Consider the following 26,179-nt stretch of genomic DNA (forward strand, 5'->3'; position numbering starts at 1 on the left):
CAGCAGGGGACAGGATGCGCAACCAAGGTGTTGATATTGCAAGGTTCATCGCCTTTACGGGCATGGTTTTGGTGAATTTTCGAATTGCGGCAGAGGTGACCACCGGCGGCGGCTGGGGGGGTGCGGATGTCGGGGCGGATTGGGCGCTGGATTGGCCAGCCACCCTGACTGGATATCTGGAAGGCCGCGCGGCGGCGCTGTTTGTGGTGCTGGCGGGTGTTGGCGTGGCGCTTGGGGCCGCGCCCTGGCATCTGACCCTGCGCAGGGCCCTGTTCCTGTTTGTGATCGGCATGGCGGACATGCTGATTTTCGACGCGGATATCCTGCATTTCTACGCCTTCTATTTTCTTGTTGCGATGGTGTTTATGGGGCGGTCCAACCGTGCGCTTTTGCTGGGCGCGGCAGGGTTTGTGGGGATCGGCACCCTGGCGCAGGCCCTGCTCAATTATGAAGCGGGTTGGAATTGGGACACGCTGAGTTACGCCGATTTCTGGACCCTCCCCGGCTTTCTGCGCCACACGTTTTACAACGGTTGGCACCCGGTGTTTCCCTGGGCGGGGTTCCTGCTTTTTGGCATGTATCTTGGGCGTCTGAAACTGGACCGCGTGCCGGTGCAGCTGATCTTGCTTGCAGGTGGCGGGGCGGTGGCCCTTGCAAGCGAACTCCTGTCTCGTCAGTTGATTGAACTGCCCGAATGGGGCGAGCTTCTGGGCACCACGCCGATCCCCCCCGGCCCGCTTTACATGGTGGCTGCGGGGGCGTGGGCCACGGCGGCGCTTGGGCTGATCCTGCTGATCACCCCGTTGATCCGGTTTTTACGGATCGAGTTGCTGTTGATTGCCCCCGGTCGCATGACGCTGACACTTTATGCGGCCCATATTCTGATCGGCATGGGGCTGTTGCAGGGTCTGGGGCTGTTGGGCGGGCAAATGTCGAGCCTGGAAATATTTACCTATTCGATTGCTTTTGTCGCCTGTGCCGCATTGTTTGCACTGGTCTGGTTGCGTAAGTTCCGGCGGGGGCCGCTGGAGGCCCTGATGCGCATTCTGACCGAAGGTAAGACATGAAAACCGTCAAGGACTATATCCGCACCATCGTCGATTTCCCGCATGAAGGGATCCTGTTTCGCGATGTGACCACGCTGTTTGCTGACCCGCGCGGGATGCGCATGGCAATCGACCAAATGCTGCACCCCTATGCGGGTCAACCCATTGATAAGGTTGTTGGACTTGAGGCGCGTGGGTTCATCATTGGCGGCGCGATTGCCCACCAGTTGGGCACCGGGTTTGTGCCCGTGCGCAAGAAAGGCAAGCTGCCGGGGGAAACTCATTCACAGGCCTATACGTTGGAATATGGTGAAGCGGTGGTCGAGATGCACACCGATGCGATCCAGCCGGGGGAACGGGTGCTTTTGGTCGATGACCTGCTGGCCACGGGCGGCACGGCGGGCGCGGGCATCAAGCTCCTTGAACGGGTTGGCGCCGATATTGTCGGCTGCGCCTTCATTGTCGACCTGCCGGAACTGGGCGGGCGCAAGGTGCTGGAGGATATGGGCATGGAGGTTCATGTTCTGTGCGAGTTTGAAGGACTTTGAAAAAGCCTTTCTCGTGAACGGGTTGTTAAGGAATCACACCTAAAAGGATAGGTGTCTGTTGGAGCAACGGACGCTGCTTGTGCACGACGATTTTATCGACCCCGTGCGATGCCCTGCCTTCACCCAAAGGCGGGGCATCAATCATTTTGGGGATGGTTTCGTGGATCTCCCGCAGTCTGCCCCTCTGCTGCGCAGAGCGCCGCCTTTTGGGCGTGGCTCATCCTGCGGATGAGCCTGAAGGGGCGCTGCCCCTCGCGAGGCAAGCCAGGGGCTCCGCCCGTTCTTCGGGCGAAACCGTCTCCCAGACGGTTTCCGGGAAGCCCTCGACCCCCGGGATATTTATGACCAGAAAATAAGCCAAAGCGTTTTCGGTTTAATCTGACACAGGGGGAAACCGAAACGTTGTAAGACCAGACAAGAGGGGCGCGGCGTCAGGCCTTGATCGGGAAGATCACGCCGGGGTTCATGATGCCCTTGGGATCCAACGCCTGTTTGATCGCGCGCATGGCGGCAAGCCGGGTGGGATCTGCGTAGCGGGCAAGCTCATCTGTCTTGAGCCGCCCGACCCCGTGTTCCGCCGAAAAAGACCCGCCCATCTGATGCACCAGCCCATAGACGGTTTCCCGGATTTCGGCGACCTGCCCAGCGTATTCCTGTTTTTTGTGCCCCTGCGGCGGGAAAATATTGTAATGCAGGTTGCCATCGCCAAGATGCCCAAACGCGTTGATGCGATAAGGGCCAAGGACAGTGATGGCGGCATCCGCTTGCGTCAGGAAATTGGGGATTTCCGACAGCGGCAGTGAGATATCATGGGACGAGATCGCCCCCACATGACGGTTCGCCAGCGGGATCTCTTCGCGCAGTTTCCAAAGCGCAATGCGCTGTGCGTCAGAACTGGCAATCACGCCGTCAGACACCAGACCAGCCTGATGTGCGGCCTCGAACAATTGCTCCAACTGCTTCGCCGCGTCCTGCGCGCCCCCCACCCCCAGTTCAATCAGCACCGACCAGTTCGGGCGCGTATCAAAGGGTTGCACGCCGCCCAATCCGGCCTCGCTCAGAAAATCGACCCCAGTGCCGGACATCAGTTCAAAGGCGGAAATTCCATCCCCCACCTGCGCCTGGGCAAGCGACAATAAGGCAAGGGCGGCGGCAGGGGTATCGACCACCATCAACGCTGTGCCCACCGAGGCCGGACGGGGCGACAAGCGCAGGCTGGCCGCCGTGATCACCCCCAACGTGCCTTCGGCCCCGCAAAGAAGATTGACCAGATCATAGCCGGTGTTGTCCTTGCGCAGGCGCTTTAGTCCGTTCCAGATCCGCCCGTCGGGCAGAACCGCCTCCAGCCCCAGACACAACGCCCGCGCGTTGCCGTAGCGCAGCACATTCACGCCGCCCGCATTGGTCGACAGGCACCCGCCGATCCGGCAGGACCCTTCGGAGGCAAGCGACAGGGGAAAGAGCCGCTCCACCCCTTCCGCCGCCGCTTGAACATCGGCCAGCACCGCGCCGGCCTCCACCACCATGACGTTTTCTTCGGGGTAAACCGCACGGATCTGTGTCATCCGCTCCAGCGACAGGATCACCGGGCGCGTGCCCTCCGCCGCCGGCATCACCTGCCCGCCGACCAATCCGGTACCGCCGCCAAAGGGGATCACGGGCACAGACGCGTCATGACAGGCGCGCAAAATGGCCGACACCTCGTCCACCGATCTCGGCGCCAGAACAAGCCCGCCCGCACCATGAAACTGGCCGCGTGGTTCCTCCAGGTAGTGCGGCGTCAATGGACGAAACGCACCGTCAGGCAATTGCGTCCGCAACAGCCCCTCAAACGTTTCATCCGCATCCCGCATAGCACCCTCTTTTTCCACACTGGCTTTTCCCACACTGGGATCAGGCCCGTACTCTAACCGACCTATCCGGCCATCTTTGGTCCGAAAATATCCGCGCCGCAGGCAGGCCGAGCGGAGCGAGGCCACCGGCAGCGCGCAGATCGCGTGAGCGATGCGCCCCTTGCCTGCCCCCCATCCGATCAGCCCACCAAAGTGCGCCCGCGCCGATCCGACCGCAGATTGGCATAGAGCACATGGTTGCGCCAGCGCCCGTTGATCTGCAAATAACTTTGCGCCACGCCTTCATATTTGAACCCAACCCTTTCGAGCACCCCGCGCGATGCGGCGTTTTCGGGCAGGCACCCGGCCTCTAACCGGCTGAGATCCAGTTCGGTAAAGGCGTAATGCACCAGCGCCTCCAATCCTTCGCGCATATACCCCATCCGGGCAAAGCGTTCGCCCACCCAATAGCCGGTGGTGCCCGCCTGCGACGGGCCACGGCGGATATTGTCCAGCGTGATCGCCCCCAGCAGCGCGTCATCTTCACGCCGGATCATAAAGAGCGGCAGTGCCGTGCCCCCGGCGATCGATCGGTTGGCCCAATAGACCCGGTTGGTAAAGCTTTTGCGCGTCAGGTGATCCGTCGCCCAGGTGGGTTCCCACGGGCTGAGGAAATCCTGGCTCGAGGCGCGCAACGCCGCCCAGGCGCGGTAATCGCCATGCAGGGGGGAGCGCAGGGTCATGCGCTCGGTTTCGATCCGAACTTTCTTGCGGGTGCGGGTCGAAAACGGGCCAAACATCATGCGGCGTTCCGGGTGTCGTTCAGCGCAGAAAGCGGCAGGGCGCGGTCCGCGGGCCCGTAGACCGCCATGGCCATCTGGGCCTCGCGCGCCATTTTCCGGCCGATCGCGCGCAGATCCGACAGGGTGACCGCATCGATCTTTTCGACCGTCTCATTCAGGCCCGGCACCCGGTCCCAGATGCCGATCAGACGCGCCATGCGTTCGGCGCGTGACGATGGGCTTTCCAGCCCCATCAGCAGCCCGGCCTTCAATTGGGTGCGCGCGCGTTCGAGCTCTTTTTCCGTCATCTCATCAGCCGCTTTGGTCAATTCCTGCACGGTGAGTTGCGCCAGATCCCCGATGTCTTCGGCGGAGGTGCCCGCATAGATCGTCATCATCCCGGTGTCGTCATAGGACCCCAGTTGCGCAAAGATCGAATAGCACAGGCCCCGCTTTTCGCGCGCTTCCTGAAACAGCCGGGACGACATACCGCCGCCCAAACCCGAGCTAAAGAGTTGCCCTGCGTAAAACGCGTCATCGCGATAGCTGGGCGCTTCGATGCCAAGGGTAAAATGCACCTGCTCCAACCCATTGCGGATCTCGTGCCGTTCGCCCGAGGCCCAGCCCGCGGCGTCTGCCACATGATCTGCGCCACGGGTCAGCCCGCCAAAAGTTTTCTCTGCCAGGCGCATGATCTCGTCATGATCGACGGCGCCCGCGGCTGACAGGATCAGGCGTTCGGGACCGTAATGCTGGGCGACAAACCCGGCCAGATCCTCGCGCGAGAAGGCGTTCACCCGTTCGACCGGGCCCAGGATGGTGCGGCCCATCGGTTGGTCGGGAAAGGCGACCTCTTGCAGCCAGTCAAACACCACGTCATCAGGCGTATCCAGCGCCTGACCAATTTCCTGCAGGATCACGCCGCGTTCGGTTTCAATCTCGTTCGCGTCGAAAATCGGGTTCAGCACAATGTCGGAAATCACGTCGAAGGCCAGCGCCACATCCTGTTTCAGAACGCGGGCGTAATAGGCCGTGACCTCGCGCGAGGTATAGGCGTTGATATAGCCGCCCACATCCTCGATCGCCTCGGCAATCTCCAGCGCCGTGCGCCGGTTGGTCCCCTTGAACGCCATATGTTCCAGGAAATGCGCAATGCCGTTCTGGGCCGCCGTTTCATGGCGCCCGCCAGCCATCACCCAAATGCCAAGCGAGGCGCTTTCCAGCCCCGGCATCTGTTCGGTGACAACGCGAAAGCCGTTTTCCAGCCGTCCGATTTCAACTGTCATATGGCTTAACGTCCTGTTTTTTCGCGGATCGCGGTTTTCAGCGCGTCAAGGTCGCCGGCGACGCGGGTCACGCGTTCGTCGCGGTCAAAGAGATCCGCCATGCGCGGCGGCAAGGGCGCGTCCTGCCCAGAGGCGTCTTTCACGGCGGCGGGGAATTTCGCGGGATGCGCGGTGGCCAGCGTGATCATCACCGTGTCGGTCAGATGTTCGCGCGCCACTTTTACACCCACGGCAGAATGCGGGCACAGGACCTCGCCGGTTGTTTCAAAGCTGCGTTTGATTTCGGCCATGGTGTCGTCTTCCGACGCGCGGCCCGAGGTGAAGTGATCCTTGAGGTATTCCATCGCCCCTTGCGAGATGGTGAAACCGCCCGAGGCCAGATCCGCCATCTGGCTTTGCACCGCTTTGCCGTCGCGCCCATAGGCATCAAACAGCGCGCGTTCGAAGTTCGAGCTGACCTGGATGTCCATCGACGGTGAAATCGACGGCGTCACGCCCGCTTTGGTATAGGCACCGGTTTCCATGGTGCGGTGCAGGATGTCGTTTTGGTTGGTGGCGATCACCAGCTGGTCGATGGGAAGCCCCATCTGTTTGGCGATATAGCCTGCGAAAATATCACCAAAATTGCCTGTGGGCACGGTAAAGCTGACCTTGCGATGCGGTGCGCCCACGGCGACGGCCGAGGTGAAGTAATAGACCACCTGCGCCAGCACCCGGCCCCAGTTGATCGAGTTCACGCCTGCGAGTTTCACCTCGTCCCGGAACTCGAAATCGTTGAACATGTCCTTCAGGCGCGCCTGACAATCATCGAAATCGCCATCGACGGCGAGCGCGTGGACATTGCTTTCCGTCGGGGTGGTCATCTGGCGACGCTGCACGTCAGAGACGCGACCATGGGGGTAAAGGATGCAGACATCCACATTGTCCAGCCCCCGGAAGGCTTCGATCGCGGCAGAGCCAGTGTCACCTGAGGTCGCGCCGACAATGGTGATTTTCTCGCCGCGTTTGGCGAGCGCCACTTGAAAAAGATGACCGATCAGTTGCATTGCGAAATCTTTAAAGGCCAGCGTTGGCCCGTGAAAGAGTTCCAGCAGGAAATGGCCGGGCTCCAATTGCACCAGCGGCGCGCGGGCCTCGTGGCCGAAACCTGCATAGGCCTTGGCGATGATCTCGCGGAACTCGTCTTTGGTAAAGCTGCCCTCGACAAAAGGCCACATCACGCGAAAGGCGGCCTCTTCGTACGGCACACCGGCCAGGGCGGCAATGTCGTCCTGGGTCATGGTCGGCACGGTTTCGGGCACATAAAGGCCGCCGTCACGGGCAAGCCCGGTCAGCATGGCGTCTTCGAAACTCAGAACCGGGGCCTCTCCTCGGGTCGAAACATAGCGCATTTCCGTGATTCCTTTATGCGTCGGAAGGGGGTGCAGATTTGGGGCGTCGGCGCTTCATACGCCAAAGCGCAAAGCCTGTCATCACCGACCATGTGATGGCGAGCAAAAACCATGTCCCGACATATTCCAGATGGCGGTTGGGGATGCCCGACGTGGTGATTGGCACGGCATGGATCGCGGCGGCGGTTGGGGTGCGGGCGACGATCAGCACCGGATCCGTGTTCAGGTGCTGGGCGAGCTTGTCTACGTCGCGGGCAAACCAGGTGTTTGCGACAAGGTCATCTTCGGGCGTGTAACTGTCGCGTTCATCCGGCCAATAAAGATTGCCGGTGATCCCAGCCGTGCCCCCCGCAAAATCGGGCCGTCCGGCCGCGACGGGCAAGAAACCACGGTCGATCAGGATGCGGCGGCCATTTTCGGTGGTAAAGGGCGAAATCACCCGATGCCCCGCGCCGAAATCGCGGGTGGAGCCAAGCACAAAAACCGCGCCGGGATCAAAGGCGCCCACCACCGCAACCGGCAGATATTGATGATCTTCCATCCGCGGCGCGTCGGGCAGCCCCACGGGATCTGCGCTGATTTTCGCGTCAATCTCGGCAATCAACGCCTCTTTCCATTGCAGGCGCGACAGCTGCCATGTGCCCAGCGAGAGGAACACGGCCAGCACGGTGAGGCTAAGGAGCGCGGCAAGAAGGAATTTCCAGTTCATGTGGGCTGGGTCTCGGGTTGGGTGTCAGGCTTGGCGGAATGGGAAAGGGCGCGGGGTTCCCCCCACGCCCATACTTAAAATGCTTCGCGCCAAAATTGAACCACGAGATTTGTGCGAAGCATTCCGGTCGTTTTTATCGGGTGGGCGTTTCAAGCCAAAGCGGCAAGCCTCTTTGTCATGAAACGCTGCTGGACCGAATTTGGATCAGGTTCAACGGCCCCAGATATAGACCGCGACGAAGAGGAACAGCCAGACCACGTCCACAAAGTGCCAGTACCAGGCGGCGGCCTCGAAGCCGACATGGCTTTCCGGGGTGAAGTGGCCCTTCAGCGCACGCAGGCAGCAGACGCCAAGGAAGATGGTGCCGACAATCACGTGGAAGCCGTGGAAACCGGTCGCCATGAAGAAGTTCACGCCATAGATGTTGCCAGAAAAGCCAAAGGCCGCGTGGCTGTATTCATAGGCCTGGAACACGGTAAAGATCGCGCCCAGAAGCACCGCAATGGCCAGACCGTTGATCAGGTCTTTGCGGTTGTTCTCATGGGCAATCGCGTGGTGTGCCCAGGTGACCGCAGCGCCCGACAGAAGCAGGATCAGCGTGTTGATCAGCGGCAGGTGCCAGGGGTCAAAGGTTTCGATCCCTGCGGGCGGCCAGACGCCATCCACCTTGGGCGAGCCTTCGGTCATTGGGTACAGCGCATGTTTGAAGAAAGACCAGAACCAGGCCGAGAAGAACATCACCTCGGACATGATAAAGAGGATCACGCCATACCGAAGCCCGATCTTCACCACCGGGGTGTGATCGCCGGTCTGCCCTTCATGCACCACATCCGACCACCAGGCGAACATGACGTAAAGCACGCCAACCAGCCCGATGAAGAACAGCCATGGCATGCCATTGGCCATCCACTGAACAGCGCCAAACAGCATGATAAAGCCTGCAACCGCACCGATGAACGGATTCACCGATGGTGGTAGAATGTGATAATCGTGGTTCTTAGCATGTGCCATTTGTGTTCTGGTCCCTATTCTTCCGGCCCCTTGGCGGGGCCCTTTTTGGCCTTAGTTGTTTTGCGTGGTGACCGTGTCGGGGTCGGTTGCCAGTCGCGCAACCTCCTCGGGCAGGTCGGTTTCATGGAATGTGTATGACAGCGTGATCGCCTTGACGTATTGGGCTTCGCGGTCCTCGACCAGTTCGGGGTCGACATAGAAGGTGACCGGCATGGTCACCCGTTCGCCCGGCTGCAATACCTGCTCTTCAAAGCAGAAACAGTCGATCTTGGTGAAATAGCCGCCGGCGGCAAAAGGCGCGACGTTATAGCTGGCGGTGCCGGCCACGGGGCGGCTGGTCGGGTTATAGGCCTCGTAAAAGGCCAGTCCGGTTTCGCCGATCTTCACGCGCATTTCATGCTGCAGGGGTTTGAACTCCCACGGCATGCCGCGTTCTTTCGAGGCATCAAAACGCACCAGCATTGTTTGGTCCAGCACCACGTCCGATCCCGCATCAGCGACCGAGGTTTCGCCGCCAAATCCGGTGACCCGGCAGAACCAGTCGTAAAACGGCACAGAGGCCCAGGACAGCGATCCCATCAGGATCACCACACCGACCATCTTTGCTGCGGTTTTATGATGTGCGCTCTGGCTCACTCGGTGGCCTCCGCAGCAGGGTCCGGCTGATAAAGTTCCCCCACTTTGACCACGGTGATCCCGTAGACCAAAGCGACAAAGCCGATCAGCACCAGGCCAAGGCCCAGATTGCGGCCAAAGCGGCGTTTGTGCAGTTCATGGTCTTCCTTGAAGGTCATCACCAGCCTCCCCATCCGAAGGGTTTCAGGCCTGCTTCGATCAAAAGCGCGCCGTAATGGGCAAAAAGGTAAAGCAGCGACAGTTTGAAAAGGCCACGTTCCGCCTTGTGCGTGTCGGCCTCACTGTCGTCGTCATTGCGCTTGAACACATCCCAGGCGCCCTTGATGAACATGGCGTTCAAGACCATGGCAATCGCCATATAGGTCGGCCCACCAACCGAGGTCAGCCCCAGCGCAATCGCCACCAGCGCCAGCACCAAAGTGTAGCCGAGGATATGGGCGCGGGTGGTCTTGCGGCCATGGGTCACGGTCAGCATCGGCACGCCCGCGTTCGCATAGTCACCTTTGGTAAAGAGCGCCAGCGCCCAGAAATGCGGCGGGGTCCAGGCGAAGGTCAGGGCAAACATCAGGAGGCTTTCGATCGACACGCCCCCGGTCGCCACGGCCCAGCCGATCATCGGTGGGAAGGCGCCTGCCGCGCCACCAATCACGATGTTTTGCGGCGTCCAGCGTTTCAGCCACATGGTGTAAATCGCCACGTAGAAGAAGATGGTGAAGGCCAGAAGGAACCCGGCCATGAAGTTTGCGGTCAGCGCCAGAAACACACAGGCAAAGACCGACAGCGTCATGCCCAGCGCAAAGGCCTCGCCTTCTGTCACGCGCCCCGCCGGGATCGGGCGCGATTGGGTGCGGCGCATCTTGCGGTCGATGTCGGCGTCCCACCACATGTTCAGCGCGCCGGACGCGCCGCCGCCCACGGCGATGAACAGGATCGAGGCAAACCCCAGCAGCGGATGCACGCCGTTCGGTGCGACCATCAGCCCGACAAAGGCGGTGAACACCACAAGCGACATCACCCGCGGCTTCAACAGCGCGAAGTAATCGCCAAACCCGGCCTCGCCGATCTGGGGGCCGGTTTGGGTGGAGTTAAAGCTTGCGTCGCTCATCTGTCCTCACATGGTGCTGGCCGAAGCCCGTGATATTGCCGGGCGTGGCGGGCGGATGATTGGGCGAATGCGGGCGCCCTATTCAGGACGCCCCGCGATTTGCGTTTACTCGGCCGAGGCCAGGTTGACCTGCGGAAGGCTGTCGGGGTTGCCGGCATATTCCTCGATCGCGCCCTTCAGCCAGGCGTCATACTGGTCCTGGGTCACGGCCTTCACGGTGATCGGCATATAGGCGTGGTCCTTGCCGCAAAGCTCGGAACATTGACCGAAATAGATGCCTTCCTTGCCTTCTTCGACTTCGAACCACAGCTCGGCCAGACGGCCCGGAACAGCGTCTTGCTTCACGCCAAAGGCGGGGATGGTCCAGGCGTGGATCACGTCACCGCCGGTGACCTGCACCACAACCTTTTTGCCGGTCGGCACCACAACGGCGGTGTCGGTGGCCAGAAGGTAGTCGGATTGCGCATAGCCGTGCTCTTCCAGAGCCGATTTATCCAAAAGGAAGCTGTCAAAGCCGAACTCATGCTCGGGATATTCATAACCCCAATACCACTGATACCCGGTGGCCTTGATCACCACGTCCCCTTCCGGGATCACCTGCTGTTTGAACAGGACGGGCAGCGAGAAGGCCCCGATGAAGACCAGGATGATCACCGGGATGATGGTCCAGGCAATCTCGATCGGGGTGTGGTGCGAAAAGGTGGCCGGTTCCGGGTTGGCACGGCGGTTGAAGCGCACAATGCACCAGGCCAACAGAAGCGTCACAAACCCCGCAATGGCGATGATGATGATGTTGATCATCCCATCCAGCCCCTGGGTGGCCACGGCGATGTCGGTCACCGCAGGTTGAAACCCGGTGGCCCCGTCAACCGGTTTGCCGATCACGTCCAGATTTTGCAGATTGTCCTGTGCGGCCGCACCCGTGGCGGCCAAGATGGCAGTTGCAGTGGCAATGACGCTGCTGAAACGCTTCATATGTCTTTTCATCCCTGTTCGCGGGGGACATCGAAGGTCAGCTCGATCTGCGCCCCGGATCATCTCTTTACAGCGGGTCTCTTCCTCTCTCTGGCCTTTTTGATCGGGCCGAAGGATTATCTCATGAGATTCCGTTGTTTCTCTTTGGCTTGAAACCATATTACAACGGAAGGGACAAGGAAAACCTTCTCAGGTTAAGCAATGATCCATGTCAAATCGCCGTTTTTTGAGGACCCAATGACCGACAGCACAGCCTTTCGCCCGTTTGACACCCATCTCGACCCGGAGCGCGCCAAATCCATCCTGGCCGACGCCACAAATGGGGCGGATGATGGCGAGCTGTTTTTGGAACGTCGTCGCTCCGAATCCCTCGTGTTTGACGACGGGCGGCTGAAAAACGCGAGCTATGATGCATCCGAAGGGTTTGGGCTGCGCGCCGTGAAAGGCGAAACCGCAGGGTACGCCCATTCGACCGAGATCTCCGAGGCGGCGCTAACCCGCGCGGCGGCCACGGCAAAATTGGCCGTGGGTGATGGGGGGGGCAGCTGGGCCGATGCGCCCAGCCCGACCAACCGCAAGCTTTATTCCGATGCCGATCCGATGGCGGATGCGGAGTTTCCGGTGAAAATCGAAACCCTGCGCGAGATTGACGCCTTTGCCCGTGGGCTGGACCCGCGTGTGCTGCAGGTCTCGGCCTCGATGGGTGCGTCATTGCAAGAGGTGCATATCCTGCGCCCGGATGGTCAGATGGTGTCGGACACAAGACCCATGACGCGACTAAATGTCTCAGTCATTGTCGAACAGGACGGGCGGCGCGAAAGCGGCGGATCGGGTGGCGGCGGGCGCATTGGCCTGTCGGGTCTGCTGGAGGCCGACAACTGGCAGATGCACGCGCGCGAGGCGCTGCGCATTGCGCTGGTGAACCTTGAGGCCATCCCCGCGCCTGCGGGCGAAATGGATGTGGTGCTGGGCAATGGCTGGCCCGGCATTTTGTTGCACGAGGCGGTGGGCCACGGGCTTGAGGGCGATTTCAACCGCAAAGGCACCTCGGCGTTCTCGGGCCTCGTCGGCCAGCAGGTCGCCGCCAAAGGCGTGACCGTGGTGGATGATGGCACCCTGCCGGATCGGCGCGGATCGCTGTCGGTGGACGACGAAGGCACGCCCTCGGGCCGGGCGGTGCTGATCGAAGACGGGGTGCTGGTGGGCTATATGCAGGACCGCCAGAACGCCCGCCTGATGGGGGTGGCCCCCACCGGCAATGGACGGCGCGAAAGCTATGCCCACGCGCCGATGCCACGCATGACCAACACCATCATGGAAGGCGGCGACGCCACCCCGGACGAGGTTCTGGGCGAGCTGAAAGACGGCATCCATGCGGTCGGGTTTGGCGGCGGTCAGGTGGACATCACCAATGGGAAATTCGTCTTTAGCTGCACCGAAGCCTATCTGGTGAAAGACGGTAAACGGGTGGCCCCGGTGAAAGGCGCCACGCTGATCGGCGACGGCCCGCAAGCGATGAAACAGATCCGCGCCATCGGCAATGACATGGCGATGGATCCGGGCGTCGGCACCTGCGGCAAGGCGGGCCAATCCGTACCGGTGGGCGTGGGTCAACCGACCCTCTTGATCGGCGGGCTGACCGTCGGTGGGGCGTCAGTGTGACGCCCCCGCCGATCCGCGCGGTTGTAACCGAGGATATCCTGCCCCTCGCCCATCTCTGGCATCACCAGTGGATGCGCGCACATGCCGATTACGTGCCAAAAGAGCTTACCCTGCTGCGCACCGAAACGGACTTTCAGCGCCGCCTCAGGGCATTTGGGCAGGCAGCGCGCACAATTGGCCCCATCGGCGCGCCCGTTGGGTTCTGCGCCATCGACGGTGCCGAGCTGGATCAGATCTATGTTGATCAAACGGCGTCCGGCACCGGAATTGCCGACCTGCTTTTGGCAGATGGAGAGCGCCGCATCGCAGCATCCGGGCACACACACGCGCGCTTGGCATGCGTGAAAGAAAACCTGAGGGCACAACGGTTTTACTCGCGAAACGGCTGGGAGGAGAGCCATACCGCGATTGCAAATCTGGCCACTTCAACCGGAGATTTCCCGCTGGACGTGGTGTATTTCGTTAAAAACCTGACAACACCCGACCGCTCCCAGCGCCGATAAGTGGCGGCAGAGGGTGGCCCCGATAGGGACAGACCAGGGCCTCCGCCTAAGCAAAGCAGATGGCGCTTACATGTGTTTGACGCCATAATCAAAGTTCCATGACTGACACTTCCGCCCCCATCTGGCTCTACCTCAAATCCACCCTCTGGACGCTTGTCGCGCTGTTTGGCCTTGGCGTGGCCTGTTGGGCGGCATTTTTCCTGATCGAAGGGGCTGTTGCCTTCACCGGCGGGTCGGTGTTGGAGCATGAGGTGATCGCCCTCCCCTTCACCGCGCTTCTGTTCATCGCCGCCGCCTTTACCTTTGGCTTGATCTATGTGGCGCCTCTGGCGGCCCTTGCCGTGGCGATATTCTGGGGGCTGGGGCAGTTCGTGGCCGAAAGCCGCGCCCTTGCGATTGTCACGGCCACCGTGACCTCATGGGCGGCGGGCCTGCACACCTATCTGAACGATATTCAGAACCTGCCCGGCACAAGCCCGGTGCCTGCGATGGTACTATACACTCTGATCGGCGTGATCGCCGGGTCCGTGTTCTGGGCGGTGCTGGGCGGGCGGCGCGAACGCAACGATCAGGGCGACCGGGCCCGGAGCTGAGATAATTCCGAATTTCTCCAAAGTTTCTGTTTTTCGTTAGGGGAGCGTTAACCATTTCGCGACCATGGTGTACGGGCAAGAGACGGAACAAAGGTATGGCCGCGGATTTATTCCCTTCCCCCCACCCCACCCCCTCACCCCAATGTGTGGAAGATGAGCTGAACTGGCTCCGTCTCTTGCGCTCACGCCGGGTTGGCGTGGCAACCTTTTTCAAACTGATCAACGAACATGGAAGCGCACAGGCCGCCCTTGAGGTATTGCCGGAAGTGGCCGGTGCGGCGGGTGTGAAAGACTATCACCCCTGCCCGATGGCCGTGGTTGAAGAAGAGATGCGTCGCGGCAAAAAGGCCGGGGCGCAATTGGTGTTCTGGGGGCAAGAGGCCTATCCCGCCGCGCTGGCGCAGATCGACGATGCCCCGCCGTTTTTCTGGGCGATCGGAGATCTTTCAGTCTTGGATCGCCCAATGGTGGCCCTGGCCGGGGCGCGCAACGCCTCGTCTCTGGGGCTGCGCATGGCCCGCAAACTGGCGCGCGACCTGACAGAGGCGGGGCATGTTGTGGTCTCTGGCCTGGCACGCGGCATTGACACGGCCGTGCATGACGCGGCTTTGCAGCATGGCCCAACCGTGGCCGTGATGCCTGGCGGGGTCGACCTGATCTATCCCGCAGAAAACACCGACCTGGCAAAACGGATCGCCAAAACCGGGCTGCGCCTGTCGGAACAGCCAATGGGCCTGTCACCGCAGGCGCGCCATTTTCCCTTGCGCAACCGCCTGATCTCGGGCCTCGCGCAGGCCGTGGTGGTGGTGGAGGCGGCGGCGAAATCCGGCACAATGATCACGGCACGCAATGCGCTTGATCAGGGGCGCGATGTTTTGGCGGTGCCGGGCCACCCCTTTGATGCCCGCGCGTCGGGCTGCAACATGCTGATCCGTGACGGTGCGACGTTGATACGCAACGCTGATGACGTATTCGACGCGCTGCGCGGCGCATTTGCGCAGCCTGACCGTGTCGATTCCCGGCAAGATATCCCTCAACCACCGGGTCCAATCCCGGCGGTGGAACCGGCATGTGCCCCCGCAGAAATCGACGGGCTGCATGACCAGATTTTGGCACGCCTGGACGCCGCGCCCCTGGCAGAAGATCAACTGATCCAGGAGCTGGGCCATCCGGCACAAATGCTGTCGGCGGAGATTGTTTCGCTGGAGCTGGAAGGGCGAATCACTCGGGTGGCGGGCGGCCTGTTGTCCCGCTGCTAAAGGATAAATTGGTAAGCTAAGGTAACCAATTTTGAGGCAAATCTTGCCAAATGTAACAAAACAGTTGCGCTGCACTGCAGCAAATCGTACCAATCCCGCCATATCCACAGCGGCCGGCCCACCTGATATGCCGACCCGCTACAGACACCACTCATCGACACCGAGGGGAGATGCCGATGCGCGAGTTTCAAAAAATCCTGATTGCCAACCGAGGCGAAATTGCGATCCGTGTGATGCGGGCCGCCAACGAGATGGGCAAGAAAACCGTTGCCGTCTATGCCGAGGAGGACAAGCTGGGCCTGCACCGGTTCAAGGCGGACGAAGCCTATAAGATCGGCGAAGGGATGGGGCCGGTGGCCGCGTATCTGTCGATTGACGAGATCATCCGTGTGGCCAAGGAAAGCGGCGCGGATGCTATCCACCCGGGCTATGGGCTCCTGTCAGAAAACCCGGATTTCGTGGACGCCTGCGAGGCCAATGGCATCACCTTCATCGGCCCCAAGGCGGCCACGATGCGCGCATTGGGCGACAAGGCGTCGGCGCGCAGAGTGGCGATCGAAGCCGGCGTGCCGGTCATTCCCGCGACCGAGGTTCTGGGCGATGACATGGATGCGATCCGCGCTGAGGCCAAAGAGGTTGGCTATCCGCTGATGCTGAAAGCGTCCTGGGGTGGCGGCGGGCGCGGGATGCGCCCGATCTTCTCGGAAGACGAGCTGGAAGAAAAGGTTCTGGAAGGCCGCCGCGAAGCCGAAGCCGCCTTTGGCAATGGCGAAGGCTATCTGGAAAAGATGATCACCCGCGCGCGCCACGTTGAAGTGCAGATCCTGGGCGACAGCCACGGCGAGATTTACCACCTGTGGGAGCGCGACTGTTCGGTGCAGCGTCGCAACCAGAAAGTGGTTGAACGCGCCCCGGCCCCCTATCTGTCCGAAGAACAGCGCGCCGAAATTTGCGAGCTGGGTCGCAAGATCTGTGCCCATGTGAATTACGAATGCGCGGGCACGGTTGAGTTCCTGATGGATATGGAAACCGGCAAGTTCTATTTCATCGAGGTGAACCCGCGCGTTCAGGTGGAACACACCGTCACCGAAGAGGTGACCGGCATCGACATCGTGCAGGCGCAGGTGCGCATTGCCGAGGGCAAGACACTGGCCGAGGCCACCGGCAAGGCCTCGCAAGACGAGATCTACCTGAACGGCCACGCGCTGCAAACCCGGATCACCACGGAAGATCCGCAAAACAACTTCATCCCCGATTATGGCCGCATCACGGCCTATCGCTCGGCCACCGGCATGGGCATCCGCCTGGATGGCGGCACCGCCTATGCGGGCGGGGTGATCACGCGCTATTATGACAGTCTGCTGGTGAAAATCACCGCGCACGCGCAAACGCCCGAAGCGGCGATTGCCCGGATGGACCGCGCGTTGCGCGAGTTTCGCATTCGTGGCGTATCGACCAATATTGCGTTCGTGGAAAACCTGCTGAAACACCCGACCTTCCTGTCGAATGAATACACCACCAAGTTCATCGACGAGACGCCGGACCTCTTTAATTTCAAGAAACGCCGCGACCGGGGCACCAAGGTCCTGACCTATATCGCCGACATCACCGTGAACGGACACCCCGAGACCGAAGGCCGGCCGGCCCCGGCGGACGGGTTGAAGGCCCCAAAAGCCCCCGCCCATGGCGTGGAGATCCCGGCGGGCACGCGCAACCTGTTGGAAGACAAGGGCGCCAAGGCCGTTGCGGACTGGATGCTGGGTCAGAAAAAGCTGCTTTTGACCGACACCACGATGCGCGACGGGCACCAGTCGTTGCTGGCCACCCGGATGCGGTCGATCGACATGATCAAGGCGGCGCCGGCTTATGCGACCAACCTGTCCGATCTGTTCTCGGTCGAATGCTGGGGCGGCGCGACCTTTGACGTGGCTTATCGTTTCTTGCAGGAATGCCCGTGGCAGCGCCTGCGCGATCTGCGCGAGCGGATGCCGAACGTGCTGACGCAAATGCTGCTGCGCGCGTCCAATGGCGTGGGGTACACAAATTACCCCGACAATGTGGTCAAGGAATTTGTCCGTCAGGCGGCCGAAACCGGCGTGGATGTGTTCCGCGTGTTTGACAGCCTCAACTGGGTCGAAAACATGCGCGTCGCGATGGATGCGGTGAATGAGTCCGGCAAGATTGTCGAGGGCACCGTGTGCTACACCGGTGATATCCTGAACCCGGACCGGTCGAAATACGACCTGAAATACTATGTCGGCATGGCGAAAGAGCTGGAAGCGGCGGGTGCGCATATCCTTGGTCTCAAGGACATGGCGGGCCTTCTGAAACCGGCCTCGGCCACGGCGCTGATCAAGGCGCTGAAGGACGAGATTTCGATCCCGGTGCATTTCCATACCCATGACACGTCGGGCATTGCGGGGGCGACCATTCTGGCGGCCTCGGCGGCGGGCGTCGATGCGGTGGACGCGGCGATGGACGCGTTTTCCGGCGGCACCTCGCAGCCCTGCCTTGGGTCAATTGTCGAGGCGCTGCGCCACACGGAACGTGACACCGGCCTGTCGATCGAGGCCATTCGCGAGATCAATGATTACTGGGAGCAGGTGCGCAGCCAATATGTGGCGTTTGAAAGCGGCCTCGCCTCGCCCGCGTCGGAAGTGTATTTGCACGAGATGCCCGGCGGTCAGTTCACCAACCTCAAGGCACAGGCGCGCTCGCTTGGGCTGGAAGAGCGTTGGCCCGAGGTGGCGCAATCTTACGCAGATGTGAACCAGATGTTTGGCGATATTGTCAAAGTGACGCCCTCGTCCAAAGTGGTGGGTGATATGGCGCTGATGATGGTCAGCCAGGGCCTGACCCGAGATGAGGTCGAGGATCCGGATCACGACGTGGCCTTCCCCGACAGCGTTGTGGACATGATGCGCGGCAACCTGGGCCAACCGCCCGGTGGGTTCCCGGATGGGATCGTCAAAAAGGTGCTGAAGGACGAAGCGCCGAACCTTGAACGCCCCGGCAAGCATCTGGAGCCGATTGACCTGGAAGCAACTCGTGCGGAATTGTCCAGCGAACTTAATGGGTTCAAGGTTGATGACGAGGATCTGAACGGGTATCTGATGTATCCCAAAGTGTTCCTGGATTACATGGGGCGCCATCGCCAGTACGGCCCGGTGCGCACCCTGCCCACCAAGACCTTCTTCTATGGCATGGAGCCGGGCGAGGAGATCGAGGCGGAAATCGATCCGGGCAAGACGCTGGAGATCTTGTTGCAGGCCGTCGGTGAGACCGACGAGAACGGCGAAGTGAAGGTGTTCTTTGAGTTGAACGGCCAACCGCGTGTCATTCGCGTGCCGAACCGTCTGGTCAAGGCCACCACGATCAGCCGCCCGAAAGCCCAAGAGGGTAACGCGGACCATGTGGGCGCGCCCATGCCGGGCGTTGTGGCCAGCGTGGCCGTGACCGCGGGCCAAGAGGTGCATGAAGGCGACCTGCTGTTGACCATCGAAGCGATGAAGATGGAAACCGGCATCCACGCCGAACGCGACGCCACGGTCAAGGCGGTGCATGTCAGCGCCGGGGGCCAGATCGACGCCAAGGACCTGTTGGTGGAGCTGGAATAAGCTCTCTCAACGTAACCCTATGCAAACACCCGGTCAGCCCCCATGCTGGCCGGGTGTTTCATTTTGGAGATTGCGCGCATGACCGTCACCCCGATCTATGCGGGCCTGCTGGCCCTTTTGTTCCTCTATCTCAGCTCGCGGGTCATTCGCACCCGGCAAAGAGAGCGCGTGTCGGTGGGGGATGCGGACAACAAGCTGATGATCAAGGCGATGCGCACCCAGGCCAATTGCGCGGAATACGTGCCGTTGGGGGTGATTTTGCTGGCGTTGGCAGAGCTGCAGGGCGCACCGGGTTGGGGGCTGCACCTGTTGGGGCTGATGCTGGTTGCGGGGCGCGTGCTGCACGCCATCGGCTTTGGTCGCACCCCGCAGATCATCCCCCTGCGCAGGACGGGCATGGTGCTGACGCTCGCGATGATTGCCATCACCGCAACGGCCAATATCCTGCATGCGCTGATCTGAGGGGAATTCCGCAGCAATCGGGATTTTCTTGAAAAAAGACCGGGGAAAGTGCATTTTCCTCTTGCAGGTACCGGCGGGATTTCATACATCACGCCTCACCGAAGGACGCGGGTGTAGCTCAGGGGTAGAGCGTTACCTTGCCAAGGTAAATGTCGTGAGTTCGAATCTCATCACCCGCTCCAATCGGCCATAACATCGGACCCTACCCAGGTCCTTCCGGGCAAACCCAGCCATAGGAAATTCGGTGTGTTCAGGATGCGGGTGTAGCTCAGGGGTAGAGCGTTACCTTGCCAAGGTAAATGTCGTGAGTTCGAATCTCATCACCCGCTCCAATCAAAAACGCCTCTGATTTTCGGGGGCGTTTTTGTTTGCGGGTGTCGCCTGCATATCCAGGACAACAAACGCACCCTAAACACACCATGAAAAAAGCGAACGGAGTTTCCCCCGTTCGCTTTATCGGTCCCACCCCGTCCCGGATGTTCATCCGGGGTTTGCTCGGAACCGGTTCGCTGCATCCCGCAATTTTGCCACGCGAGATGCGGCGCAAGCATTCTATGTTGTCTCCCCAAGACCCCTTCCCCAAGGTCTCCCGGTGAGGGCTGCGAACCGTCAGGCCGACTTGCGCAGCTCACTGTTTTCACGGCCTGCCAGTTCCATGATCATGGTCTGGATCTGGTTGCGCACCGCATCATCGGTAATAGACGAAAGCGCCTTTGCCGCCCGCGCGGTGCGTTCATCTAGCTGTGCGGGTTTGTCCGTATCCGCGGTCTGGTAGCCATCGAAAAAATAGGACGGTTCCACACCAAGCAGCTGCGCAATCTCGTATAGGCGGCTGGCTGACACCCGGTTATGACCGGTTTCATATTTCTGCAATTGTTGAAAGGACAGACCAAGCTGTTCTGCTACATTCGCCTGGGTCAACCCACGCAACAGGCGGATTTCCCGCACCTTTCGCCCAACATGGGCGTCCACTGGATGCACCATTTCCTCACCATTTCATTTGTTTCCCGTTAAGCGAGAGTGTCACATATGCCTGAATAAGCAATTGATGAGCGATCATCGGTTCGGGAACAAATATTGACAAGTGATGGGTGATTTATTTACCATCACCTTTGGACTGAACTTGTTTTTCAACGGGTTCGCTTGCCCTGTTTGAGAAATGGCAAGTGACCCAGATGCACCATTTTACAACCTCAAGGTAAGCGACCGCAAATGTCATCCAATCCGCCTCCTGCCCTGTTGTTCGAGATGATGCGATCTTTTGCAACGCTTGCGCGTACGCTGAACCTGTCGCAGGCCGTGCGCGAGCTGGGCAGCACGCGCCAGACCCTGCGCCGCCATATTTCACTGCTGGAGGAGTATAAGGGCGGCCCGCTTTTCAACCTCGATGACCGTCAGTATAGCCTGACCCAGATGGGCAAAGATAGCCTGGAGGAGGCCAAGACGCTTTTGGCCCGCGCCGAAGCCTGGCTGCACAATGAAACCTCGGGGCGCAATGGGTTGTTTCACTTTGCGCTGCAGGAAGGTCAGGTGCCGTACATGCTGCAACAGCATCCGCTGTCCGAATTGTGGATCAGCAGCTCGCCGTTTCTGCAATGGGGATTTCAGGTCTGGGCCCGGGCCAAGGGGCAAATCGAAGCGCGGGAATTTGCCCCGCTGCGCCCCTACCTCATGACGTTTCGCCCAGCGGATGACGGGTGGATCTGTACCGAGGTGGGCGAGAAATCCTCGTTTGCCACCTGGTTTGGCTGGACCCTGGAGCGGTCTTCGGTCGGGCGGCGGATTGCTGATCTGCCGGGGGGCGAGGGGTTTACCCGCCTGCTGACGGACCCGTTCCGCGAGGTGCAACGAAACCACGGGGTGCGCCTGGATCATATTTTCACCCGGATGCGGCGCGGACCCGACCTTCCGCTGGAATCAATGTCCTATCACCGGCTGGCTCTGGGCTGTCGTTTTCCCGATGGCAGCTTTGCCCTTGCGACCCTGGTGGACCGGACCCACAAGATCTTGATCGAAGCCCTGCCGGAAGAGATGCGCACCGAGATGGACCCCGAGATGATCATGAGTATTTTGCCACCTGAGGTAGATCGTTAACCAGAAATCGCGACGCTGGCACACCCATGAGTTAACCTCTCCCTATCACTGGTTGCATGGGAGATTCTAATGACCATCTATGATACCTTCACGGGCGCACAATATGTCTCCGCCATTCTTGATCTGGCGGAAACCAAGGACCTGGTGCTCGAAATCGGATCGGATTTCACCGTCTATGCCGACGCGATCCGCACCCACCGCCCCGAACAGCCTCTGGGGCAACCCTTTGATCCGGAATTCCACAAGCTGGGCGAACAAAACGCGTTCTGGATCCTGGGCTGGACCCGCGAAGGCGAGCTGGTGCACACGCAGGCGATGCGCCTGTTGGATCTGCAAGGTCTGACCCTGTCAGATTACATGGCCCATAATTTCCGCGCCTTCCCCCCGGCCATACCGGATCTGGATATGGACCGGTCGTTCTTTCGCCCCGGCCCCGGGGCCAACCGGATCACGGGGCAGGTGTTTTACCATGGCGAGCTTTGGGTGAAACGCGATCCGCGCTTTCGCGGCACCGGCCTGCCGGGCGCCTTGGCGCGATTTGCCATGGCCACCTGTGCGCTGCGCTGGTCGCCCGATCACATCTTTGGCTTCATGCCCGAGGGGCTGGCCTATCGCGGATTGCTGGCGCGTGAGGGGTATATGCACGCCGATCCGGGTGCAATCACCTGGCATGTGAAGGGCAAGAACACCCCGATGCGCTGCTTCATGCCCTATATGAGCCACGAGGATCTGAGCTTTATCCTGCGCCTGCCCACATCCGAGATCCTGCCGGCGCTGGCGGCCTGATCCACGCGCAAGTCATACTGCCGGTCCGGTTTCCAGGACATGGCACAAGACATGGCACCGGGATCCGAGCGCGTAATGGTTTACGTGTGTCGTGACGTTCGATCCCAATCGCCCGACTGTTGGGCCCCTGTTTAACGAGTTTACAGACCACATGTTCTCTCAGGTGCCTCACCTGCGGGCCCGTTCCCATGCCCATCCGTCAGCCGCGGGTCACGCCAGAAAACCACATCCCCGGCAAAACGACATTTGCCCGCTTTCCCCTTTTCTTCCGCCCCCCTATAAAGCCGGGGTGAAACAAAAGGAGTTGCCCATGCGCGTCGCCAAGATCAGCCGCAGCACGGCCGAAACCGAGATCAGCGTCGAGATCAACCTCGATGGCACCGGCACCTATGACAACCAGACCGGCGTGGGGTTCTTTGACCACATGCTCGATCAGCTGTCGCGCCATTCGCTGATCGATTTGACGATCCGGGCCAAGGGCGATTATCACATCGACGACCACCACACGGTCGAGGACACCGGCATCGCGCTGGGTCAGGCGCTGGCCAAGGCCGTGGGCGACAAGAAGGGCATCCGGCGCTATGGCGAATGCCACCTGCCGATGGATGACGCACAGGTCCGCGCCGCGCTGGATCTGTCGGCCCGCCCGTTTTTGACCTGGAATGTGGAGTTCACCGCGTCGAAAATTGGCAACTTCGACACTGAATTGGTGCGCGAGTTTTTCCAGGCCTTGTCGACCCATGGCGGGATCACCCTGCATGTGGATCAGATCCACGGGTTCAATGCCCACCACGTGGCCGAAGCGGCGTTCAAGGCGGTGGCCCGGGCGCTGCGCATGGCGGTTGAAACCGATCCGCGCATGGCCGATGTGCTGCCCTCGACCAAGGGCGCGCTCTAAAGCGTTTCAGTTTCCACCTGACACAGGGGAAAACCGAAACGCCCAAAGAGATATCGATGCTGTGCATGTTTTGGGAAAAACCGGTGTCTGAAGGGTGTCTCAGGGGGGGCTCGAAACGCTCCAGGCATCCACCCGCCCCGCCCTTTCCCGGATGCACGTGAGCTGCATTTGACAAAGCCGCGCCCGAGGACGGGTGCGGCTTTTTGGTTTGGGGTATTTTCTTTGGCGGGACAGGTCCCGCCCCGACAGCCCCCCACGGCCCAAGCATCGCAGCAGGCGCCAGCCCTGGCACCAGACCAGATACCGGACCGGGGGCGGCGTGGCTCCGCATACAGAGCAGAGGGACAGGCTGGTCCACGCGCTCCTCAATCTTGGGGATATGACCGGTATGACCGGGCCGGAGTCACATGGGCCAACCTGCTGCCCTCGGCTTTACGACACCCAGATAACCATCTGAATGCAATCGCAAAATGCTGGCAATCGCCAGGACGGCCGAGGGACAAATTACAGATCACCGATGTAAATGCGATCACATACTCATTACCTATCCTGACGCCAAAACGCGCCAACGAGGCCAGAGAACATTTCGGATGTGACAGTGTCAAGTTAATATTTGACTTGGGTCCAAACCCCAATCAAAAGAAGGGATGAGCGACCAGAAACACGCAAACACCTCGCCGCGCAAACGCACCGGCAAAGAGGCCTTGATCCAGGCGGGGCTGGACCTGATGTCGGAACATGGGGCCGAGAGGTTAAGCCTGCGTCAATGTGCTGCCCGGGCGGGAATGTCACATGCGGCCCCGTCCCATCATTTCGGCGGTTTGGCCGGGTTGAAACAGGCGGTGGTGGCGGAAGGGTTTCGCCAATTCAAGACATGTCTGCAAGACGCGCTGAAAGACGCGGGGAACGATCCTCTGGTGCGGCTCAAGACCATCTGCCGGACCTATATCCGCTTTGCCCTGGCGCGCCCTGCGCTCTTCAAAGAGATGTTCGCCCTGAACCTTCACGACATTCAGCCCGGTCGGGTGGATGCACATATCGTCGACGCATGGGAGGTGTTTCACACCCATTGCGCGCCTTTTGAGCGCCCGGGTCTGCCGATCGAGGTGATCGAAACCCAGGTTCGGTCTTTCTTGCAGGGTTATACCCGCATCGCCCTGACCGGCCAGTTCGGCCCGCCCAGCGATGACGGCCTGCCCGAAGGTCCGCTGGAAGAGGTGATGGCGATGCTGGATCATCTTCAACCGACCCCGGATTGCCCCCCCGGCCCGGTGCGGGCTTGACCCCCGCCCGGTTCTGCGCGAGATCAGTCCCGAACGACTGAAGCAAACGGCAGATCAAAGGACCGTCCCATGCGCACCGTGATCATCGACTATGACAGCGGCAACCTGCACTCCGCTGAAAAGGCCTTTCAGCGCATGGCCGCGGAAACCGGCGCCGGTGAGGTGATTGTCACCTCTTCCCCTGAAGATGTGGCTGCCGCCGACCGGATTGTGCTGCCCGGTGACGGGGCCTTCCCGGCCTGCAAGAAACAGCTCGACGATCATCGCGGCATCTTTGAAGCGGTGGACGAGGCGGTGATGCGCCAAGGGCGCCCCTTCATGGGGATCTGCGTGGGTATGCAGATGCTGGCCACCGTCAGCCATGAATATGAAGACACGGCCGGGTTTGGATGGATCCCCGGTGACGTGGTGAAGATCACCCCGTCTGATCCCACGTTCAAGGTGCCGCATATGGGCTGGAACGACCTGATCATCGACCATCCGCACCCGGTTCTGGCGGGAATTGAAACGGGCGCACATGTCTATTTCGTACATTCCTACCACATGAATGTGCAGGATCCGGCGCAACGCTTGGCCTATTGCGATTATGCGGGCGATATCACTGCCATTGTGGGGCGTGACAATATTGTCGGCACCCAGTTCCACCCGGAAAAAAGCCAGGCCACCGGATTGCGGATGATTGCCAATTTCCTGACCTGGGCCCCGTAAGGCGCGCCATGGATCTGCAGGCCATCCTTGATGAGATCACCCAAGAGGTCGCGGCGCGCCCGGACCGGGGCCGCGTCGCAGACTACATCCCCGAGCTTGCCCGCGTGGATCCCAACCAGTTCGCCATTGCCGTCGCCACCCCGGACGGCACCTTTCACGCGGGTGATGCAAACACGCGGTTTTCGATCCAATCGGTGTCCAAAGTGTTCACCCTGGCGATGGCTTTGGGCCGGTTTGGCGACAACCTTTGGGCACGGGTGGGGCGCGAACCCTCGGGCAATGCCTTCAACTCGATTGTGCAGCTGGAGCAGGAACACGGCATCCCCCGCAACCCGTTCATCAACGCGGGCGCGATCGTGGTGACGGATGCCATCCTGTCCGGCCACGCCCCGCGTGAGGCCCTGGGCGAGCTGTTGCGGTTCGTGCGCGCCGCCGCCGGGGATGATGACATTCACATCAACGCAACCGTTGCCGCCTCGGAACAGGCGCATGGCGCCCGCAACCTGTCGCTGGCGCATTTCCTGGCCGCGCATGGCAATCTGGAAAACCCGCCCGACCTGGCCTGTGGCACGTATTTTCACCAATGTGCGATTGAAATGACCTGCACCCAACTGGCCCGCGCGGGCCGGTTTCTGGCCAGCTCGGGGGAAATGCAGAGCACCGAGGGGGCGGGTTTCCCCCAGCTTCTGGCACCCGCCCGGGTGCGGCGGATCAACGCGTTGATGATGACCTGCGGCCACTATGACGGGTCGGGCGATTTCGCCTATTCGGTGGGGTTGCCCGGCAAAAGCGGGGTCGGTGGCGGCATCCTGGTCAGCGCCCCGGGGAAGGCGTCGATTGCGGTGTGGTCGCCGGGGTTGAATGCAAAGGGCAATTCGCATCTGGGCACATTGGCGACCCATATGCTGGCCCAGCGCACCGGGTGGTCGGTGTTTGGCTGACGCGATGCGCGGCAGGGATCCGGCGGCTGCAAATGCAAAGCGCCGGAGCAGA

The 26,179-nt window shown here is 60.8% G+C and carries 25 protein-coding genes and 2 tRNA genes; 16 read left to right on the forward strand and 11 right to left on the reverse strand.

The annotated features are described in order from the left end of the window. Positions 1 to 14 precede the first annotated feature (14 nt). Together ACP15V_RS01815 and ACP15V_RS01820 are read left to right on the forward strand one after the other, a co-directional pair. Positions 15 to 1,067 carry a DUF418 domain-containing protein gene (locus ACP15V_RS01815; protein ID WP_424941974.1) on the forward strand — a complete coding sequence of 351 codons (1,053 nt, stop codon included), beginning with the start codon at positions 15 to 17 and terminating at the stop codon, positions 1,065 to 1,067. Then, positions 1,064 to 1,594 (forward strand): adenine phosphoribosyltransferase, encoded by a 531-nt coding sequence (locus tag ACP15V_RS01820; RefSeq protein WP_424941975.1) that lies wholly within the window; start codon positions 1,064 to 1,066, stop codon positions 1,592 to 1,594. Before ACP15V_RS01815 ends, ACP15V_RS01820 begins: the two co-directional genes overlap by 4 nt. 431 nt (positions 1,595 to 2,025) lie before the next feature. On the opposite strand, the gene ACP15V_RS01825 is transcribed toward ACP15V_RS01820, so the two are convergent. The 10 genes from ACP15V_RS01825 to coxB form a co-directional block, all read right to left on the reverse strand. Next, positions 2,026 to 3,447: an FAD-binding oxidoreductase gene (locus tag ACP15V_RS01825; RefSeq protein ID WP_424941976.1), complete on the reverse strand. Its 1,422-nt coding sequence runs from the start codon at positions 3,445 to 3,447 to the stop codon at positions 2,026 to 2,028. A gap of 179 nt (positions 3,448 to 3,626) precedes the next feature. Then, complete coding sequence (locus ACP15V_RS01830; protein WP_424941977.1) at positions 3,627 to 4,229, reverse strand: GNAT family N-acetyltransferase; 603 nt, start codon at positions 4,227 to 4,229, stop codon at positions 3,627 to 3,629. Continuing rightward, on the reverse strand, positions 4,226 to 5,494 hold the full coding sequence (locus ACP15V_RS01835) for a M16 family metallopeptidase (protein ID WP_424941978.1): 1,269 nt from the start codon (positions 5,492 to 5,494) through the stop codon (positions 4,226 to 4,228). Before ACP15V_RS01835 ends, ACP15V_RS01830 begins: the two co-directional genes overlap by 4 nt. A 5-nt stretch (positions 5,495 to 5,499) precedes the next feature. After that, a complete protein-coding gene (gene thrC / locus ACP15V_RS01840) occupies positions 5,500 to 6,885 on the reverse strand; it encodes a threonine synthase (RefSeq protein WP_424941979.1) in 1,386 nt (461 codons plus the stop codon). Positions 6,886 to 6,898: 13 nt separating this feature from the next. Next, entirely contained in the window at positions 6,899 to 7,594 is a 696-nt protein-coding gene (locus ACP15V_RS01845) for an SURF1 family protein (protein WP_424941980.1), read from the reverse strand. 210 nt (positions 7,595 to 7,804) lie between these two features. Further along, a complete protein-coding gene (locus ACP15V_RS01850) occupies positions 7,805 to 8,605 on the reverse strand; it encodes a cytochrome c oxidase subunit 3 (protein ID WP_424941981.1) in 801 nt (266 codons plus the stop codon). Positions 8,606 to 8,656: 51 nt separating this feature from the next. Continuing rightward, on the reverse strand, positions 8,657 to 9,241 hold the full coding sequence (locus ACP15V_RS01855) for a cytochrome c oxidase assembly protein (RefSeq protein WP_424941982.1): 585 nt from the start codon (positions 9,239 to 9,241) through the stop codon (positions 8,657 to 8,659). Beyond that, positions 9,238 to 9,399, reverse strand: a complete 162-nt coding sequence (locus ACP15V_RS01860) for a hypothetical protein (RefSeq protein WP_424941983.1) — start codon at positions 9,397 to 9,399, stop codon at positions 9,238 to 9,240. The genes ACP15V_RS01855 and ACP15V_RS01860 overlap by 4 nt, the downstream gene beginning before the upstream one ends. Continuing rightward, positions 9,399 to 10,346: a heme o synthase gene (gene cyoE / locus ACP15V_RS01865; protein ID WP_424941984.1), complete on the reverse strand. Its 948-nt coding sequence runs from the start codon at positions 10,344 to 10,346 to the stop codon at positions 9,399 to 9,401. Before cyoE ends, ACP15V_RS01860 begins: the two co-directional genes overlap by 1 nt. Positions 10,347 to 10,451: 105 nt before the next feature. After that, positions 10,452 to 11,321 (reverse strand): cytochrome c oxidase subunit II, encoded by an 870-nt coding sequence (gene coxB / locus ACP15V_RS01870; protein WP_424941985.1) that lies wholly within the window; start codon positions 11,319 to 11,321, stop codon positions 10,452 to 10,454. Between the two features lie 237 nt (positions 11,322 to 11,558). On the opposite strand from coxB, the gene tldD reads away from it, so the two are divergent. From tldD to ACP15V_RS01910, 8 genes are all read left to right on the forward strand, one after another. Next, entirely contained in the window at positions 11,559 to 12,983 is a 1,425-nt protein-coding gene (gene tldD / locus ACP15V_RS01875; RefSeq protein ID WP_424941986.1) for a metalloprotease TldD, read from the forward strand. Continuing rightward, a complete protein-coding gene (locus ACP15V_RS01880; RefSeq protein ID WP_424941987.1) occupies positions 12,980 to 13,486 on the forward strand; it encodes a GNAT family N-acetyltransferase in 507 nt (168 codons plus the stop codon). Before tldD ends, ACP15V_RS01880 begins: the two co-directional genes overlap by 4 nt. A gap of 98 nt (positions 13,487 to 13,584) precedes the next feature. Then, positions 13,585 to 14,079, forward strand: a complete 495-nt coding sequence (locus ACP15V_RS01885; protein WP_424941988.1) for a hypothetical protein — start codon at positions 13,585 to 13,587, stop codon at positions 14,077 to 14,079. Positions 14,080 to 14,174: 95 nt separating this feature from the next. After that, positions 14,175 to 15,338: a DNA-processing protein DprA gene (dprA, locus tag ACP15V_RS01890; RefSeq protein WP_424941989.1), complete on the forward strand. Its 1,164-nt coding sequence runs from the start codon at positions 14,175 to 14,177 to the stop codon at positions 15,336 to 15,338. A 176-nt stretch (positions 15,339 to 15,514) separates the two neighbouring features. After that, the gene (locus ACP15V_RS01895) at positions 15,515 to 18,955 is read left to right on the forward strand and encodes a pyruvate carboxylase (protein WP_424941990.1); all 3,441 of its coding nucleotides are present in this window, start codon (positions 15,515 to 15,517) and stop codon (positions 18,953 to 18,955) included. A gap of 42 nt (positions 18,956 to 18,997) precedes the next feature. Next, the gene (locus tag ACP15V_RS01900; protein ID WP_424941991.1) at positions 18,998 to 19,417 is read left to right on the forward strand and encodes an MAPEG family protein; all 420 of its coding nucleotides are present in this window, start codon (positions 18,998 to 19,000) and stop codon (positions 19,415 to 19,417) included. Positions 19,418 to 19,524: 107 nt separating this feature from the next. Then, positions 19,525 to 19,599: transfer RNA gene (locus ACP15V_RS01905), tRNA-Gly, on the forward strand. 75 nt (positions 19,600 to 19,674) lie between these two features. After that, a tRNA-Gly gene (locus ACP15V_RS01910) sits at positions 19,675 to 19,749 on the forward strand. A 277-nt stretch (positions 19,750 to 20,026) separates the two neighbouring features. Here the strand turns inward: ACP15V_RS01910 and ACP15V_RS01915 are convergent. After that, on the reverse strand, positions 20,027 to 20,401 hold the full coding sequence (locus ACP15V_RS01915; RefSeq protein ID WP_424941992.1) for a helix-turn-helix domain-containing protein: 375 nt from the start codon (positions 20,399 to 20,401) through the stop codon (positions 20,027 to 20,029). 228 nt (positions 20,402 to 20,629) lie between these two features. Here ACP15V_RS01915 and ACP15V_RS01920 point away from each other — a divergent pair, with 228 nt between their 5' ends. From ACP15V_RS01920 to ACP15V_RS01945, 6 genes are all read left to right on the forward strand, one after another. Beyond that, entirely contained in the window at positions 20,630 to 21,511 is an 882-nt protein-coding gene (locus tag ACP15V_RS01920; RefSeq protein ID WP_424941993.1) for a LysR family transcriptional regulator, read from the forward strand. A gap of 69 nt (positions 21,512 to 21,580) precedes the next feature. After that, entirely contained in the window at positions 21,581 to 22,297 is a 717-nt protein-coding gene (locus ACP15V_RS01925; RefSeq protein ID WP_424941994.1) for a hypothetical protein, read from the forward strand. A 310-nt stretch (positions 22,298 to 22,607) separates the two neighbouring features. Next, on the forward strand, positions 22,608 to 23,195 hold the full coding sequence (gene hisB, locus ACP15V_RS01930; protein WP_424941995.1) for an imidazoleglycerol-phosphate dehydratase HisB: 588 nt from the start codon (positions 22,608 to 22,610) through the stop codon (positions 23,193 to 23,195). Between the two features lie 647 nt (positions 23,196 to 23,842). Further along, complete coding sequence (locus tag ACP15V_RS01935; protein ID WP_424941996.1) at positions 23,843 to 24,478, forward strand: TetR/AcrR family transcriptional regulator; 636 nt, start codon at positions 23,843 to 23,845, stop codon at positions 24,476 to 24,478. 69 nt (positions 24,479 to 24,547) lie between these two features. Continuing rightward, a complete protein-coding gene (hisH, locus tag ACP15V_RS01940) occupies positions 24,548 to 25,186 on the forward strand; it encodes an imidazole glycerol phosphate synthase subunit HisH (protein ID WP_424941997.1) in 639 nt (212 codons plus the stop codon). Between the two features lie 8 nt (positions 25,187 to 25,194). After that, the gene (locus ACP15V_RS01945; RefSeq protein WP_424941998.1) at positions 25,195 to 26,127 is read left to right on the forward strand and encodes a glutaminase; all 933 of its coding nucleotides are present in this window, start codon (positions 25,195 to 25,197) and stop codon (positions 26,125 to 26,127) included. Positions 26,128 to 26,179 lie beyond the last annotated feature (52 nt).

Source organism: Aliiroseovarius crassostreae, assembly GCF_049803815.1.
Taxonomy (GTDB): Bacteria; Pseudomonadota; Alphaproteobacteria; order Rhodobacterales; family Rhodobacteraceae; genus Aliiroseovarius; species Aliiroseovarius crassostreae_A.